The sequence below is a fragment of the Pseudolactococcus piscium genome, from assembly GCF_002441695.1.
GTDB classification, from domain to species: Bacteria; Bacillota; Bacilli; order Lactobacillales; family Streptococcaceae; genus Pseudolactococcus; species Pseudolactococcus piscium.
This window is the reverse complement of the sequence record NZ_JXJW01000003.1, coordinates 163,662-179,798: the sequence shown is the minus strand read 5'-3', so window position 1 is coordinate 179,798 and position 16,137 is coordinate 163,662. Positions and strand designations below refer to the sequence as shown.

The window sequence follows — 16,137 nt, the reverse complement described above, 5'->3', positions numbered from 1 at the left end:
TGTCATCCCAATCATCATAAGCGGTGGCATGATCATCTTTAAAAGGCTATTCCCTTTCTTTTCTTGATGTTTGCTTGACCCTTGTAACTTGAATTTATCTGTTGGGACTTCTAGATTCAGTCTGGGACTTCGTCGATAGTCAGGGAAGTCTTTTGGAAACTCACTTTTTCTTTTTTGTAGTAAAACATGATTTGGCTCAAAGGTAAAATCATTTGAAAAAACCGTTATTTTCCATTGGCTTGGACGTTTTTCAAGTAGATAATGGGGTGTTAAAAAACTTGCCCCTTCAAAAACCGAGAAAACATGGTGCCCAACGATTTTTTGATCATTATAATAGACATCTGCTTCTTTTATATCAAGGATCAATCGATCTTGATCTAAGATAAGTCGCGTCTTACCTGGTGATTTTATACCCGCAAATTCATCCGAACTGATTACCAATTTTTTATAAATATTGAAAATAAAAAAGTAAGTCCGGGCGTTGTCTCTGGACAGGATTAAAAAACGCGTCCCCTTTATCTCCTGATAGCCTAGATCAGTTGACCACCCATCAATATGTAATTTGTTATTCACAACACCAAATAATGACCCTAAACACTTAGCTGAAGGTGAGGTCTGCGTTAAACTAATTTTCTTTAAACGATCTCCTAATAAATAGACGACAAAAATCAAATCACTCGGATTTAAGCGATTATCAATAAAAAAATGGTCCCCTGTCTCTATCTCATTTGTTTCAAAAATACCCATGTGACTACTTTCCTAATTTTTTCGTCAGTTCATCTATCTGTTTACTGTAATCTGCTAGCCGTTTTTGTTTCTTAGCACCAGCCATCTTATCGTTGAGTTTCGTTGCCTGATACAAGTCCGTATAAGCAAGAAGCGTCAACTGCTCGTCTCCAAGGTTCTGTGCTAAATTGAGCGCTTTCTCAAACTCCCCACGTCCCATATAGAGCCAATAGTTCAATGTGTTGTCATCCGATTTAATTGATACGTTGTTTAAAACGACCTGTTTTTGTGCAGCAGTTAAATCAGCTAAATTGATGCTGGATACCGCAAGGATATATTTAGCCGACTTATTCAAGGCTTTTGGTTCATACTTTTCCAAGTCTGTTTGTGCTTTGGCATAGTTATTGATGATGAAACTCGTTTGTGCTTCGATAATGTCTCTTTTTTGCTTATCTGAGGTAGATGCACGATACCAAGAAATACCCGATATAAGTGCGATCATAATCGCAAGGACACCAATAACACGATAAACTTGATAGGTGCGTTTCGACACAAGTCGCTTCGTTGCTTTGAGTTTAGCTTCTATTCGTGCCAGCTCTTGACGAAGGAAAGCAAAAAGATCCTCTGTGCTATCAGCCTCAACGACTTGCTTTGCAAATTTCTCATCAAAAGCAGAAAGACCAGCCAAAATCTTTTCATAAGATAATTTCGGCATAAATAAGGATAATACCAATGATTTGAGATTGTCCAAAAACAGTGCTGCTTCTGGATGATCCGGCGTCAAAATCCCTGCTAAACCTGAGTGGATAACAACTAGCTGTTCACCTACCATGTACATATTTTCAGGGTGCAAATAGGGAATCTGATAATCATTTGTCAACCCAATTAGCTGACTCAGTTGATTAGCTAAGCGCAATTTTTCTAGTTTTGTTCTAGCCTGATTGGCTACCTGATCAAAGGGGATAGCACCCTGAGGCAGACTATAGATCAGAGTTAACTCATCACCGATTTGATTGACCTGAACATAACTTTGGATCGTTGTGATTGCTTCTTTATCATACTGCGTTTTATCGACTATAATTTGCACCTTGTCGTCGGATTTGGCACACTCAAGATACGCTTTCCCATTAAATAACTTCACTTACTTCTCCTACCAAAATTTCTAGTCTATCACCATTTGACACACCAAAATCACCTAAATAATCAGATTCGCCCATGATAACTGTCTTATCAACAAATTTCAAGAGATAATTATCTGGTAATAGCTCCCCATTCTCAGCAAAGGTCTCTTTTAATAGACAGCTTAACCGATTAAAGCTTAGTTTTCTCGGTACGAATATATCTAAAGTCTGTTGCTTATATAGCAGGGTCAATTCAATCATGCTTTAGTCGGCTCCTTCTTTGTTTCCTCAGCTTATGCATCCCATACCCTCTACCAAGCATAGCACCTAGCACACTAAGCAATAGCAGACCAAAAAAACTTAACAACAGTAGCTCATTTGACTGTTTGTTATTTTCTTGAGTATTTGTTGTAATCACCTTAGGCTGATAGCTGTCAAAAAGCAATTGTTGGACTTGTTTACCATCTGAAACAGCTTTAGCAGTTGTGGAAAAATCTATTGCTTTTGCTTGGTTTATCCAGCCAGTGTAGGCTATGTCTTTTTGATCCAGCAACTTACTCACTTCTGACGAGAAGAGTTTCCCACGTATCGGAAAATCTCCCACTCCCCCTAATTGTATTGGGTTTTGCATAAGCATATCTGACTTTATTTTGAGACTACCATCACTGTCAGCCTGGACTGTAAGTGACCCAAATATCCCAATCATGCCTAGAATAAGGACAAGACTTTTCCATGAAAAAAAGCACCTCAAAAGGCGCTCACTTTTAAAAGCCAAAACTTTGCGCATCTTGTGCATCACGTTCAGCAATCGTATCAGCATATCTCGTCAACTGTTGGTTAATATCCGCAAGTAAATCCTCAAATTTTTGAACGTTTACGTACAGTTGGTTGTATTGTTCAAGGTAGGCTTCAAACGCTGCACCTTTCCATTCTTGTGCAATCGTATCATTCATCCGGTTCACATTTTGAATCGCTAGCTCAATATCTTCTTTTGAACGTACATAAACTTGTGCTTGTTCTTTTAGTTCTTCTGGGGTTACACTAATTTGTGCCATGATTATCACCTTAGCTTCCATCTTTTGAAAGCGCTTTCTAATATATACTGACAGTCTAACAAAACAAAAGGAAGCTGTCAAGTAATTTAATTTTTTGTTTTACTTCTTTTTTCGTTTGCAGTCACAAACGTCATTTTAAGACAAGAAAAAAACCAAGCATCAATCCCCTGCTTGGTCTTTAAATTTTATATTTTGTTGTTCACATCAAGACGCGTTTATCGCATGTGGCACATCGCTTGAAAAAACGCCTCAATCAAGATCTTATGCTTTTTCTGGCATACCGGATTAGTATAACGTTCTCTCTTTCATTTGCCAACTCATGCTGACAAATGTCGTCTGCTATCAAGTTTGCCTGCCTTATGTTGCGTGTTCATTATTGAGATTAGTCAATTAATAACGATTTTTTCTCAATAAAATAGCCTTCTCCACCAACACTTACAGAAGTGATGGTATCATCTTGACTAGACAAATTAACAATAATACGAGATAGGCTACCAAGACAGTGTCCTTGCTCAAAAACGTATTGGTCTCTTTGTTCAATATGTTTAAAAAGGTAGCAGGCTAATGCACAATTAGCAGTGCCCGTTGCTGATTCCTCATCAATATCATATAGTGGTGCAAAATTCCTACAATTGATAACACGATCGTCACTATTTTCCTGTGTATCAAGCGTAAATGCATGTAAGCCAACTACAGCTTGTTTTTTGCTGAGCTCGGCTATTGCTTGGAAATCAGGTACCAATTGCATTAAGTCTTGATTAGTCTTGATTGGTAGTATAATATCTTTCAAGCCTGTAGAGACAACTTCAATCGGTAGTATCTCATTTATATAGGCAGTGTCAAAGCATCCTGCAAATGATTTCGGTTGTAATTGTTCATAGAATTTAGGCGGATTTTGCGCCATAAAAATGAGGCCATCAGGCGCAATCTCTATCTTTAAAACACCAGACTTAGTGGCTATCGTGTACGCACTTTTATCTAATTTTCCCAATGTATTTAAGAGTGAAAATGTGGCAATGGTCGCATGTCCACACAGTGGCACTTCCTCAGTTGGCGTAAAATATTCCAAACAAAAATCGGCCTGTGTTGATTGGGTTACGAAAGCAGTTTCAGAATAGCCTAACGTTTTGGCAATTGCTATTTTTTGTGATTTCTCTAAGTCCGGTCTATCAAGAACGATACCAGCCTTGTTTCCACCAGCATTTGCTTTACTAAACGCGCTAACGACATAAACCTCTACCATCTTAAATCCCTTCTTTGGTACAACTAAAAATACTAGATGATCACCCCACCACTACATCCTAGTTGGCTAGATAAAGTTCCCAAATCTCATCAAATATCGATAGGTTAAAGGCAAAATTAGCATGTGTTTCTAAATAACTTGATATGACATCAAAATCAGATGCTTGCTTTGGAAAGGTCGAATCTTCATAGACTAGATTAGCAAGTTTAGTGACATCATCAACTTCTTTATAGGCACGATGTTTCATCAAAAAGGTGTAAAAACTCATGCCTTCCCCCACTGTTTTTTGAGGAAATCATGTCTTAACTGGGCACTCATGGCATATCTAGCTGGATTTGTTTTATAAAATCCTTGATGATAGGCTTCTGCCGGCCAAAATGGCTGACCAGGCTCGATCGCAACGACGATCTCTTTGTCAAACCGTTTTGAAGCTTGCAGATTTGCCTTACTTGCTTGTGCGATCTCTTTTTGTGCTTCTGTATCGTAAAAGATGACAGGGCGATAGTTATCACCACGGTCTTGAAACTGACCAAAAGCATCTGTCGGGTCTGTTAAGGTCCAGTATAACTCAACTAGACTGGCATAACTCACAAGCGTGTTATCAAAGATAATCTCAACAGCTTCTGTGTGCCCCGTCTGATGTGACAAGACAGACTCATAAGTTGGGTTTTCTGTTGTACCACCGGTATAGCCGCTAATGACACTGAGGATACCTGGCATTTCCTCAAAGGGTTGTACCATGCACCAGAAGCAGCCGCCGGCAAAAATTGCGCGTTCTTGACTCATATTAATGTCGTTCCTGTCTCATCTTGTTTGATTTTCTTTTGTTTCATCAGGCCACCGAGTGCTTTTTTAAATTGGCCTTTAGAGATAGCAAATGTTGCCATGATCGCATCCGGAGATGATTTATCATAAAGTGGCATATGACCACCTTGTTGCTCCAAATAAGTGACGATTAATTGGGCATCCGCATCCAACATCTCATAGGCACGTGGTTTTAAGCTAAGGTTTAAGGTTCTATCAATCTCGCGATAGCCAATGACACGCGCATCCAGTACCTGTCCAAGTCTCGGTTCAAAAAAGCGTTCATTTGGATGGATAAACCCAAGCATGTTATGTTCTGGCAAATAGACGAAGCTACCTGATAGTTTATTCCGGTAGACAATGGCTTGTATATTTTGGTTTTGCATGTTATCAAAAGCCTTGCCTGACATCTCGATAAAGGTTTCAGGGTAAGCAATCTCTCCCCAAATCCGGTCCTTGTTATCAACGTCTAGCTTAACATATAACTTATCGCCTTTTTTAGGCCATAATTCTTTCATCTCTGGCAGCACGTCGATCGATACAACGACATCTTTTTCAGGGATATTAACATCAATAAAGACACCCAAGTCTTTTCTGACATCCGTTACTGTTCCCCAACCATATGTGTCACGTGTGGCAGTTGGCGTAGTTAAGGTCAAACATTGTTTACCCGACTTATCTGTATAAGCAAACCCAGTTACCTCATCACCAATGCTGAAGCTTAACTCATCCTTTGGCAATCTGAAAATGAGCCCCTCTTTTTGGATGTAGTAATTTTGCTCATTTTCATCTGTGATTTTACCCGTCACCATGGTTGCAATTAAGTTATTTAATTCTGACATTATATCCTCTTTATATCTAGTTTATCACTATGCTATATTTATCTACACATTTATGCCTAATCAAGACATGTTTTCCTTATTATACCATAAATGCAAGTTTGGTTAAGTGATTTGTCTTGACCACTTTTACTCCCGATACTCATCGTAGATACAACCCTATCTCTTAGTATGAGACAAGTAAACTTGATATAAAAAAGCACTGCCAACACAGACGTCAGCCGTACCTTTTCTAATCAAACTGTTAAAAGCTCTTCTTCTTTATTCGCTGTATGTTGATCGATTTCTTTCACAGCATCATCAGTTGCTTTTTGAATGTCTTTTTCAAGCGTTTTTAAGTCATCTTCAGTAATTTCTTTTGCTTTTTCAGATTTTTTAGCATCATTCATGGCATCTTTACGGATGTTACGAACGGCTACTTTACCACCTTCAGCTGTCTTTTTAACTTCTTTAGCCAGATCTTTACGACGTTCTTCTGTCAATGCTGGGATGACAAGACGGATCACATTACCATCTGATTGTGGATTAATCCCTAAATCACTGGCATTCAAAGCTGACTCGATGTCTTTAATCACAGTCTTATCAAACGGTGTGATTAATAAAACACGCGCTTCAGGGACAGAAATACCTGCTAATTGGTTCAATGGTGTTGGTGCACCGTAGTACTCAACAGTGATTCTGTCAAGTAGACTTGCATTTGCACGACCTGCACGAATACTACCAAATTCACGTTGTAAACTGTCAATAGATTGTCTCATGCGAGTAGTTGCATTTGTTACGATTTCGTTTGCCATAATACATTTCCTTTTTTTATAAATGAGTGAGTCACAACCTACTGCTATGACAGTGGCTGGTTATGATAATAGCTGTCAACCTGTTTGCCTGTCAACTAATGTATGCTTGTTCAACTTAATTTGATACAGTCGTCCCAATATGTTCTCCTAGGACAACACGTTTGATATTACCAGTCTCGTTTAGGTTGAAGACGACAAGATCGATATTATTGTCCATAGACAAACTTGATGCTGTCGAATCCATTATCTTCAAGCCTTGTTTCAAGACTTCGATATGCGTTAACTCTTCAAATTTGATGGCTGCTGCATTGGTCCGTGGGTCATCATTATAGACGCCATCTACGCCATTTTTTGCCATCAAGATGGCATCTGCACCGATTTCAGCTGCTCTAAGTGCTGCTGTCGTATCAGTTGAGAAATATGGTGATCCCGTTCCAGCTGCAAAGATGACGATACGTTCTTTTTCAAGATGGCGTAAAGCACGTCCGCGAACATATGGCTCAGCCAGTTGTTGCATATTAATCGCCGTTTGTACACGTGTGATCACACCAGCACGTTCAAGCGCGTCTGCCATGACAAGGGCATTCATGACAGTCCCTAACATACCAGTATAATCTGCTGGTACACGTTCCATACCTGCTGCAGCGGCTGCCTCTCCACGCCACAGATTACCGCCACCGATCACTAAGGCAATCTCAATACCCAGATCATGAACTTCTTTTAATTCTTTGGCGATTTCCTCAACAGTTGCAATGTCGATACCAACGCCTCGTTCTCCAGCTAGCGCTTCTCCTGATAATTTAATGAGCACACGTTTATATTTTACTTGAGACATAATTCACCTTTCATATAATCCTTTAGACACATTATCTTATCTATTTTACCATAAATTTCATCGTTTTTTAAACAAGCAATTAGATTTCTATTTTTATTTAATCTGATAGGTGCGACGCATTATGATTTATCATATGATAAATTAGTAAAGAGTTCACCAATTCATTTAGCAAAAAAACTATCTAGAGGATGAACACTAGACAGTTTTAATGCAAGACTTTATTTAAATTTTTCGACATCACGCGTGATAACTAACTCTTCATCTGTCGGAATGACAAGCACTTTGACCTTAGCATTAGGCGTTGAAATAATACCATCAGCCCCTACCACGTTTTTACTGTCATCGATATCAAGGCCAAACCATGATAAGCCATCGATAATTGCTTTCCGAACTTCAAATGAATTTTCTCCAATACCTGCTGTAAATACAATAGCATCTGCCCCATTTAAGACAGCGAGATATTGACCGATATACTTCTGGATACGATCGACAAACATATCAAAGGCAAGTGCCGCTTTTTCATCTCCAGCATCCCGACTTTTGATGATATCGCGCATGTCTGAAGACAGCTCAGAGATACCTGCTAATCCAGATTTTTTATTGAAAATGTCAATAACTTCTGAAACATCCGTAATCCCTGTTTTAGCCATAATATATGGGATAATAGAGGCATCTAATTCCCCAGTACGCGTACCCATCATAATTCCCGCAAGCGGCGTGAAGCCCATAGAGGTATCAATCGATTTACCACCAGCAATCGCAGTCAAACTACCCCCATTACCTATATGTGCCGTAATCAACTTAAGGTCGTCTAGTGGTTTACCCAGATAGTCTGCTGCTTTTTGAGCGACGTACATGTGACTTGTCCCATGTGCCCCATATTTTCTCACTGCATACTGATCATAATAGGCATTTGGTACTGGATAACGAAAGGCAACTGGCGGCATCGTAGAATGAAAGGCAGTATCAAAAACAGCAACATGAGTTGCGTTAGGTAGTAAGGCACGGAAGGCATGGATACCAGAGACATTTGCTGGATTATGAAGCGGAGCAAGATCACTCAGTTCTTCGATTTGCTTAGCAACTTCATCTGTAATGAGTACAGATGAGTTGAAGAGTTCCCCACCAGCGACAACACGATGACCTGTTCCCGTAATCTCTGAAAAATGTTCAATTATTTTCAAAGCTTTTAAATCATTCATCAGGATAGAAACCGCTTCTGTATGATTATGAATTGCTTTCGTCACGACCTGTTTATCACCAGCAAAACTAACGGTTGAAACAGATTCTGGCAGCCCGATACGCTCAATCAAGCCTTTAGCAATGACTGTCTCTTCTGGCATTTCATATAGTTGCCATTTCAGACTTGAACTACCTGCATTGATCGCAATTGTTTTTGACATGTTTCTTCTCCTAACATAATGTACTGACACGATAACTCACTGTCTAACACAAGGACAACAAGTTTATTTTTGATAATAGCTGTCTCTTTTGGAAACGCTTTCTGCTAAATTATACCATATTTGCTTTGAATTGCATCATAAAACCTTTGACAATTTCTGGATCTGTTAAGCTTGTCAATGGAAAGACAAAAGGCGCCTTACCTTGCCTTGACTTCTGTAAAACAAAAATCGCTTTTTGATGATGCTCAGTGAACATACCTTCTGGTAAGGTGATGACTGCAGCGATTCTTGCATAGTTGGTTAGCCATTGCTTAAGTAACGCTGACTGACCACTAGACAATAAGTCACTCGGTGCTATAAAAATGGCATAGCTGTCTGCTTTCAGATATTTGAACCCCTGCGCCATTAGCAAGTGATGCGCATAGGTATGTTCATCTAAACTTGCAACAGCTGAGCGCTTTGCAACCTCATCATCAGGATAATAACCGACAGGTAAATCCGATACGAGTAAATCAACTGGGTCAATCACTTGCGGTCTAATCGCATCAATCTGTAAAAATTTAGCATCTGTTTGCATAACATCCGCAATACTGGCAGAGAGGTCAATCATTAGATCATCTACTTCAAAGCCAGTATAAGCAATCGACTTGTCAGAGACACCTGTTAATAAGGTCTCAGCAAGATTACCAGTACCAGAGCCAAGCTCCAACACCGACAAGGTGCTATCACGATAGAGTGTTTCAATCATAAAATTCACGATATAGCCAATCGCATCCGGTGTTAACTGGTGATTTGCCTGCAGATGCATCGCTTTTGCACCTTTTACAAGTGCAAACTGATACACTTTTTGCCACTCTTTTTTCGTCAAAGCAAGCGCTCTTAACTCATCTTGCATCAGCCTTATATCAGACAGGTCAGATTTCCCAGTATAACTTGCATTTTGTTCAATTAACCCCTCATAAAAATGAGTTGATAATTGGCTTTCTAATAGTTGGACATTGCGCAACACTAGCGCAAATGCCTGTTCAATTTTTTCCATGTTCATAACACTTATTATACCACATTCATTTTTATTCATTTTAAGTTTAAGTTAAGTTTCTTAAGTTATAATGAAGTCATTCCTAAAATATTTTTCATAATTACTCCAAAAAACGCATATGGCTATCCCTAGCCTATGCGTTTTTTATTGCTGATTTTCCCAGACCATATCGTACCAAATCCCACCACCATAAGTCGACTTGGATTTACCATCATTTATAAACCCATGCTTCTCATAGTAGCCAATTAAATAATCATGGCAGGTCAAACTAATACCAGCACGTTCTTGTTGTGCTGCAAGTTCTTTCAAAGCTTGTATCAAGCGTTTACCAACTGACTGATCTTGAAATTTTTCTGCTACTGACAAACTCGTTACCGTGATATAGCCACCGCTAACAGGGTTCTTAACCACTGTTTTAAACAGATCATCTGTCAAATGTCGCTCAGTCATGGCAGGCCCTTCAATATAACCTGCAACCTGCCCATCAATTTCTGCAACCAAAAATGTATCTGGGATGATAGCTATCCTAGATTTCATTGCCTCATAGCCTGCAACCTCTGCAGGGGAAAAATTAGCAGTCTCTATTTGAAAAATAACGGCTAAATCTGTTGGTGTTACCTGTCTGATTATCATTTCTTACCTCTTTCATTTTATCGTCACCCTATAATAAAAAGCCATCTCGGCTTTTTATATGTTTACTGGACGTTATTGGTTAATTGTGAAAGCAATGTTTCAAAAGCATACTCATATTTTTGAATATCCCCTGCACCCATAAATACATAGACAGCATTGTCATGATCAAGTAAGGGTGAGACATTATCAACCGTAATGACTTTGGCAGGTTTCTCGATTTTAGCCGCCAAATCTTCAACCTTAACATCACCATGGTCAACTTCACGTGCAGAGCCATATATCTGTGCTAGATAGACCGCATCAGCCTGGTTGAGACTCGTCGCAAAGTCATCGATCAAGGCAATCGTCCTGGTAAAGGTATGCGGTTGGAATACCGCAACGATTTCCTTGTTGGGATATTTTTGACGTGCAGCATCCACTGTTGCTTCAATTTCAGTAGGATGATGGGCAAAGTCATCTATGATCACTTGATCCCCGATAATTTTTTCAGTAAAGCGACGTTTAACGCCACCAAATGTTGCCATATGTTTGGCTACAGCCTGATCATCAAACCCATTTTGATGCATGACTGCAACAACCGCCAAGGCATTTAGGACATTATGCTTACCATAAGTCGGTACCGTGAATTCCCCAATTTTTTGATCATGGAAGTAGGCTGTAAATTTAGACCCCGCTGTCGTTCTCGTCACATCTTTTGCAATGTAGTCATCAGCGTCTTTGAACCCATAACGATAAATCGGTGCTTTAGCAGTCAGTTTTTGCAAATACTGATCATCTCCGTAAATAAAGATCCCTTTGGTGATTTGATTTGCATAGGATTGAAAGGCATCAAAGACATCATCAATACCTGTAAAATAATCGGGATGGTCAAAATCGACATTGGTAATGATTGAGTATTCAGGATGATAAGGTAAGAAATGACGTTCATATTCATCTGACTCAAAAACAAACATAGCTGAATCTGCAGACCCACGGCCAGTTCCATCACCAATCAGATAAGATGTATCTGTGACATGACTCATTACATGCGCTAAAAGGCCCGTTGTTGATGTCTTGCCATGAGCACCTGCTACGCCAATTGACGTAAATTTAGTCATGAATTTCCCTAAAAAGTCATGATATCTTGAATAAGCATAGCCGTTTTTATCGGCATAGGCGACTTCGACATTATTATCATCACGAAAGGCGTTACCTGCAATAATCTCAACATCTGGTGTGATATTCTTAATATCAAACGGGAGGATGGGAATACCTGCAAGTTCTAATCCACGTTGGGTAAAATAATAATCGGTTGAGTCTGACCCTTGTACTGTATGCCCCATTTGGTGCAACATGAGCGCCAATGCAGACATCCCAGACCCTTTTATTCCGATGAAATGGTAAGTTTTTTGTGACATATTTTTTAAAGAAATTGATTAAGATGGCGCGATAACAAGCACTTAATTGCTTGTTATACTAGACGCTATTACTCAACTTCTATCCTTCCTATCTTATATGGGACTTGACCCTGATTGCTTAGCTTGACCTTATCTAGTTAATTGACACTATCGATCGTATCATGTTGCTCATGCTTACTTGCAAAATAATCTTGCTCTGACTCCTCAAACAAGGACCCATTTGTCGCGCGAGCGGCTTTTTTATCAAAGCCCGAGATAGTCTTTCCTAAAGAATGCTGACTACTCACCACTTTTTTATTGGCTAGACCTTTTATCCCTAACTCATCTTTTGAACTTCTCTCTAAGGGGTTGATATAGGCTTTAACCGGTTTAGGTTGGACAGCATTTTCACGCGCCCGTTTTCTAGCTTCCTCAACGACTGATGATTTTTTCTTTTCAGATGACACTGTTGTCGTAGTCGTCTTTTTACCAAGTGGTCGTTTTCCCTCTGTCGTGGGTTGATTACGACGCATCTCAAATGTCATCTCACTTGCTGTTTCATGAGTAGACTCTGATTGCTGCATGCCTTGAAAGCCGTCAGTTGCTGCACTTGATTTAACTGAGAACTCGGGATTGTGAATCAATAAATCTTGATTCGTCATGATCACGCGATTATCTGGTACTAAAACACCGTCATCTGGTATGATAGGAAACACTACTTTATTTTTCTTATATGGATTTTCCATAGTTGGCCTTACTTTCACTTTAATTAAAGAAGCTTAGTCTTAATCGCTCCTATATCATAACCCATGAGCATGCGTTACTGTTTTTAGCAACGCATGACATAAACATCATTACTCACTTTACCAGAGACTGACCCTCATATTTATGTGTATCAAATAATAAAAACCAAATCGGTTCTCAGTCTGCTGCTTACTATTATATTGTACCAGATTTTTTAGGAATAGTCTTCACTACTTCGTATCAAAGTCCTAAAATTGATCTCATTTCATCCTTAGAAATAGCACTCTCATCACTACCGCCATCTAGGACTGTCGCAACCATATCACGTTTGCTATCCTGTAAAGCCATGATTTTCTCTTCAATCGTGCCGCGTGTAATTAGGCGAATGACCTCAACTGTCTTCGTTTGCCCCATACGATGCGCTCTGGAAATAGCTTGCTCCTCAACAGAAGGATTCCACCATAAGTCAATCAAAATCACCACATCCGCAGAAGTTAAATTAAGTCCAGTGCCTCCTGCTTTAAGAGAAATCAAGAAGGCATCTCGTGAGCCAGCATTAAAGGCTTTCACCATCTTCATTCGATCCTTAATAGGGGTCGATCCTGTTAATTGATAGCTCGTAATACCTGTTGCTTCTAGTTGTTTTTCAATATGTGGAAACATTTTTCGAAACTGAGAAAAGATAAGCGGTCTGTGTCCGGCATCTTTTATTTGCTGTAGCAGTTCAGAAAGGCTTTTTAATTTACCAGAAGTTCCTTTATAATCGCTCATGAATAGGGCTGGGGTATCACATATTTGACGTAGCCTTGTAATACCCGCTAAAATTTCAATTTTAGACCGTGAAAATTCGTAGTCATTCATATTCCTAACCCGATTTTGGATGGCCTCAAGCTGGGCGATATAAATCACTTTTTGCGCTTCATCAAGCTCACTATATTGGATCATCTCCAATTTCTCAGGGAGTTCTAATAAGACATCTTGTTTACGGCGTCTCATGACAAAGGGATGGATGATACGTGAAATTGCATCATGCTTCAATTTTCGAAACTGCTTACGTTCTCCTAAAATACCGGGCATAATGATTTGGAAAATCGCCCAAATTTCATCGACTCTATTCTCAATAGGTGTACCAGATAGGGCAAAAGTATGTGTTGCATTAATCTGAGACAAGGCTTTATTGGTCTTAGAATTGAAATTTTTAACTGTTTGTGCCTCATCAATCAATAGATAAGTCAGATTGCGTTTTTGATAAACAGTCACATCTTTCAAAAAACTGCCATAACTGGTGATAAAAATTTGTGTTTTTTCTTTTGATAATAGTGCTGCACGTTCTTGCTTGGTACCATCTACTACCACAACATCTAGCGTTTCAGCAAATTTGGCAAATTCACTAGACCAATTATAAATCAGGCTTGAGGGAGACACAATCAAGCCAACCTCTCCTGGTTTCATGTTACTTGCTAGATAAGTAATGGACTGTAAAGTCTTGCCTAGACCCATATCATCAGCCAATACACCGCCCATGTTATAAGTGCTTAACATATTCATCCAGCGGACCCCATCTTCTTGATAAGGACGCAGTGTGGCATTGATAGCTTGCGGTTTCTCATAAGCAAAGGTATGGGGATTAATCAAATTGTTATATAAGGCTTCGAATTTCTTTGAAAATGTGACACCCGAGCAGTCATCAAATATTTTGGATAGTTGAAAGGCTTTAAATGTTGGCACAGAAATCTTACCGTTGACCACATCAAGCGTTTCAGACATTTCTGCTAGTACTTGCTTGACAGAAGCAAATTTATCATCTAACATCACCAACTGGCCAGATTCAGTTACATAGTAACCGGCATCACTCTGTAAGCGTGCAACTAATTTCGAGAACTCGCCTTCAGACACTTGAGGTAACTTGAAACTGATATCTAGTAGGCCACCATTTTGGTCAATATCGATGTCCACAGCATCTGTAATATGCAAGTCTTGGACAGAGTTAGATAGCACAACATCACCTAGCTTAGAAAATTCTGGTAACATGTGTGCAAAAAAGTCATAAATCGCTTCACCCTGTGGTCGATCAATCTTGGTTTCAAACCCTATAGAAAAGCCAAAGCGTTTTAATAAGTCAAATATATGTTGTTCTAAGCGTAAGTTCCGAGAAAAAACAACCGTGTCTAATTCTCTAAAGCTTGTAATTTGAAAGTCACCATAATCAAACGTTAGCTGCAAATTTAAAAAATGATCGACATCAAATACAAATTTCGGCTTAAACGACCGAATTTTAAAGGCTTCTGGTGTATCAACATAGCCAATTTTTTCAAAAATCTGAAGCGCCTGTGCTAGCCTATCTTTATCATCATAATCAAAATGAATGATTCTAGCGCCATCAGAGGATTTTGGTAGTGTTGCGACGAGATTAATGACTTGAACCTGTTCTGAATTAGTCGTATAAAAAACGTGATCATGATAGATGATCTGTCCACCAAATAAGCGATAACTAGCTGTTTCTTTGACTATTAGTTCTATCACATCATCTAATGGTTTGATATCAAAATGATAGAGATCTCCCTCATCGCTCAAGTCGAGGACACTAAAATAATTAAGTGGTTTCTCTGCGATTTTCATCGTATTATCCAAAGTAGCAGCTAGATCTAATAAATCCGGAACGAGGCCTGCATGCGGTACAAAATAGCGTCCCAATTTTCTAAATAGATTGCTGACCGCCATGTCATCCTGACTTGGTGTTATTTTCAAAAGATAAGTTAAAAAGGCTTGACTTGCATCATCAAAATTAGCCATCAGGAGGGGGACTGAACGCGTCCCACCAACTAAATAGTCACCAGATTTCCGAAGCAAACTAATAAAATGCGGAATATCTTTAATGATATAAGCCCTCGCACTATTAGATAGACGTAGCCTTAATGTGAAAACTAAAAAGTCACCCGCATAATAAAATGAGTCCATCGAATGGGCATCCGTTATCTCTAAGGCGATTGCTAGTTGTCCTGATAAACCTGGCCCCTTATCCTCATTAACTTTGGCAAGAAAATCAGAGGAAGCTAATAGTTCCTTAGATTTTTCGACCTCAGCTTCAAATGCTTTTTTCTCTTCATCAACCGCTTCAGTATCTGATTTTTTTAAATACTCTTCAACAGCAGCAATATGTTTACAGTACCTTTTGTTCCGCTGAAATGCATCGCAAAAACACAAGTCATTTTGCCCATCGAGGTCATAGACGACTTGCTCACCATCGACATCTGCCGATAACTTCATATCACTAATAGACACCTCTGTCATTAGCCCTTGCTCAAATATTTCCATACCTTCAGCTCGAACTCGCGCTGGCATCATTCGACTCATATCATCTGTCCTGTCTCTATCTCTTTTTTGTATCGATTATCTCTAAACCTTTGATATCATCCCAAATTTTAAAAAACAATATACTTTTAGCCGATGTTCTAATTGCTTAAAACATAACCCTATCTCAAGCAAGGACGATCACCCTAAATTTCGGACTATTATACCATATTT

General features: G+C 39.2%; 17 protein-coding genes. All 17 read right to left on the bottom strand.

The genetic code is table 11. The annotated features are described in order from the left end of the window. Positions 1-747: hypothetical protein (locus tag RU86_RS02735; RefSeq protein WP_218839029.1), on the bottom strand; the 747-nt coding region annotated here is incomplete at its 3' end. 4 nt (positions 748-751) lie between these two features. Continuing rightward, entirely contained in the window at positions 752-1,867 is a 1,116-nt protein-coding gene (gene essB, locus RU86_RS02730) for a type VII secretion protein EssB (protein ID WP_096813941.1), read from the bottom strand. Continuing rightward, the gene (locus RU86_RS02725) at positions 1,854-2,108 is read right to left on the bottom strand and encodes a hypothetical protein (RefSeq protein WP_096813940.1); all 255 of its coding nucleotides are present in this window, start codon (positions 2,106-2,108) and stop codon (positions 1,854-1,856) included. The genes essB and RU86_RS02725 overlap by 14 nt, the downstream gene beginning before the upstream one ends. After that, entirely contained in the window at positions 2,101-2,598 is a 498-nt protein-coding gene (locus tag RU86_RS02720; protein ID WP_096813939.1) for a hypothetical protein, read from the bottom strand. The genes RU86_RS02725 and RU86_RS02720 overlap by 8 nt, the downstream gene beginning before the upstream one ends. A 13-nt stretch (positions 2,599-2,611) precedes the next feature. Beyond that, a complete protein-coding gene (locus RU86_RS02715; protein WP_096813938.1) occupies positions 2,612-2,902 on the bottom strand; it encodes a WXG100 family type VII secretion target in 291 nt (96 codons plus the stop codon). 382 nt (positions 2,903-3,284) lie between these two features. Then, positions 3,285-4,145, bottom strand: coding sequence for a PhzF family phenazine biosynthesis protein (locus tag RU86_RS02710; RefSeq protein ID WP_096813937.1), 861 nt, complete (start codon positions 4,143-4,145; stop codon positions 3,285-3,287). A 58-nt stretch (positions 4,146-4,203) separates the two neighbouring features. Next, positions 4,204-4,413: a YozE family protein gene (locus RU86_RS02705; RefSeq protein WP_096813936.1), complete on the bottom strand. Its 210-nt coding sequence runs from the start codon at positions 4,411-4,413 to the stop codon at positions 4,204-4,206. After that, positions 4,410-4,931: a peptide-methionine (S)-S-oxide reductase MsrA gene (gene msrA / locus RU86_RS02700; protein WP_079507122.1), complete on the bottom strand. Its 522-nt coding sequence runs from the start codon at positions 4,929-4,931 to the stop codon at positions 4,410-4,412. Before msrA ends, RU86_RS02705 begins: the two co-directional genes overlap by 4 nt. Then, the gene (locus tag RU86_RS02695; RefSeq protein ID WP_096813935.1) at positions 4,928-5,791 is read right to left on the bottom strand and encodes a CvfB family protein; all 864 of its coding nucleotides are present in this window, start codon (positions 5,789-5,791) and stop codon (positions 4,928-4,930) included. Before RU86_RS02695 ends, msrA begins: the two co-directional genes overlap by 4 nt. Before the next feature lie 233 nt (positions 5,792-6,024). After that, positions 6,025-6,582: a ribosome recycling factor gene (gene frr / locus RU86_RS02690; protein WP_096813934.1), complete on the bottom strand. Its 558-nt coding sequence runs from the start codon at positions 6,580-6,582 to the stop codon at positions 6,025-6,027. A gap of 115 nt (positions 6,583-6,697) precedes the next feature. Beyond that, entirely contained in the window at positions 6,698-7,417 is a 720-nt protein-coding gene (pyrH, locus tag RU86_RS02685; protein ID WP_047916063.1) for a UMP kinase, read from the bottom strand. Between the two features lie 218 nt (positions 7,418-7,635). Then, positions 7,636-8,820, bottom strand: coding sequence for an acetate kinase (locus RU86_RS02680; RefSeq protein ID WP_096813933.1), 1,185 nt, complete (start codon positions 8,818-8,820; stop codon positions 7,636-7,638). A gap of 109 nt (positions 8,821-8,929) precedes the next feature. Then, positions 8,930-9,865 (bottom strand): class I SAM-dependent methyltransferase, encoded by a 936-nt coding sequence (locus tag RU86_RS02675; protein ID WP_096813932.1) that lies wholly within the window; start codon positions 9,863-9,865, stop codon positions 8,930-8,932. A 138-nt stretch (positions 9,866-10,003) separates the two neighbouring features. Continuing rightward, positions 10,004-10,492: a GNAT family N-acetyltransferase gene (locus RU86_RS02670; protein WP_096813931.1), complete on the bottom strand. Its 489-nt coding sequence runs from the start codon at positions 10,490-10,492 to the stop codon at positions 10,004-10,006. Between the two features lie 62 nt (positions 10,493-10,554). Further along, complete coding sequence (gene murC / locus RU86_RS02665) at positions 10,555-11,889, bottom strand: UDP-N-acetylmuramate--L-alanine ligase (protein ID WP_096813930.1); 1,335 nt, start codon at positions 11,887-11,889, stop codon at positions 10,555-10,557. Positions 11,890-12,026: 137 nt separating this feature from the next. Next, a complete protein-coding gene (locus RU86_RS02660; RefSeq protein ID WP_096813929.1) occupies positions 12,027-12,614 on the bottom strand; it encodes a hypothetical protein in 588 nt (195 codons plus the stop codon). Between the two features lie 238 nt (positions 12,615-12,852). Continuing rightward, entirely contained in the window at positions 12,853-15,966 is a 3,114-nt protein-coding gene (locus tag RU86_RS02655) for a DEAD/DEAH box helicase (RefSeq protein WP_096813928.1), read from the bottom strand. Positions 15,967-16,137 lie beyond the last annotated feature (171 nt).

Coding starts and splice junctions, on each gene's coding strand:
- RU86_RS02725 (WP_096813940.1), bottom strand. CDS start 2,108: ATGATTGAATTGACCCTGCTATATAAGCAACAGACTTTAGATATATTC.
- RU86_RS02715 (WP_096813938.1), bottom strand. CDS start 2,902: ATGGCACAAATTAGTGTAACCCCAGAAGAACTAAAAGAACAAGCACAA.
- RU86_RS02710 (WP_096813937.1), bottom strand. CDS start 4,145: ATGGTAGAGGTTTATGTCGTTAGCGCGTTTAGTAAAGCAAATGCTGGT.
- RU86_RS02705 (WP_096813936.1), bottom strand. CDS start 4,413: ATGAGTTTTTACACCTTTTTGATGAAACATCGTGCCTATAAAGAAGTT.
- msrA (WP_079507122.1), bottom strand. CDS start 4,931: ATGAGTCAAGAACGCGCAATTTTTGCCGGCGGCTGCTTCTGGTGCATG.
- RU86_RS02695 (WP_096813935.1), bottom strand. CDS start 5,791: ATGTCAGAATTAAATAACTTAATTGCAACCATGGTGACGGGTAAAATC.
- frr (WP_096813934.1), bottom strand. CDS start 6,582: ATGGCAAACGAAATCGTAACAAATGCAACTACTCGCATGAGACAATCT.
- pyrH (WP_047916063.1), bottom strand. CDS start 7,417: ATGTCTCAAGTAAAATATAAACGTGTGCTCATTAAATTATCAGGAGAA.
- RU86_RS02680 (WP_096813933.1), bottom strand. CDS start 8,820: ATGTCAAAAACAATTGCGATCAATGCAGGTAGTTCAAGTCTGAAATGG.
- RU86_RS02675 (WP_096813932.1), bottom strand. CDS start 9,865: ATGAACATGGAAAAAATTGAACAGGCATTTGCGCTAGTGTTGCGCAAT.
- RU86_RS02670 (WP_096813931.1), bottom strand. CDS start 10,492: ATGATAATCAGACAGGTAACACCAACAGATTTAGCCGTTATTTTTCAA.
- murC (WP_096813930.1), bottom strand. CDS start 11,889: ATGTCACAAAAAACTTACCATTTCATCGGAATAAAAGGGTCTGGGATG.
- RU86_RS02660 (WP_096813929.1), bottom strand. CDS start 12,614: ATGGAAAATCCATATAAGAAAAATAAAGTAGTGTTTCCTATCATACCA.
- RU86_RS02655 (WP_096813928.1), bottom strand. CDS start 15,966: ATGAGTCGAATGATGCCAGCGCGAGTTCGAGCTGAAGGTATGGAAATA.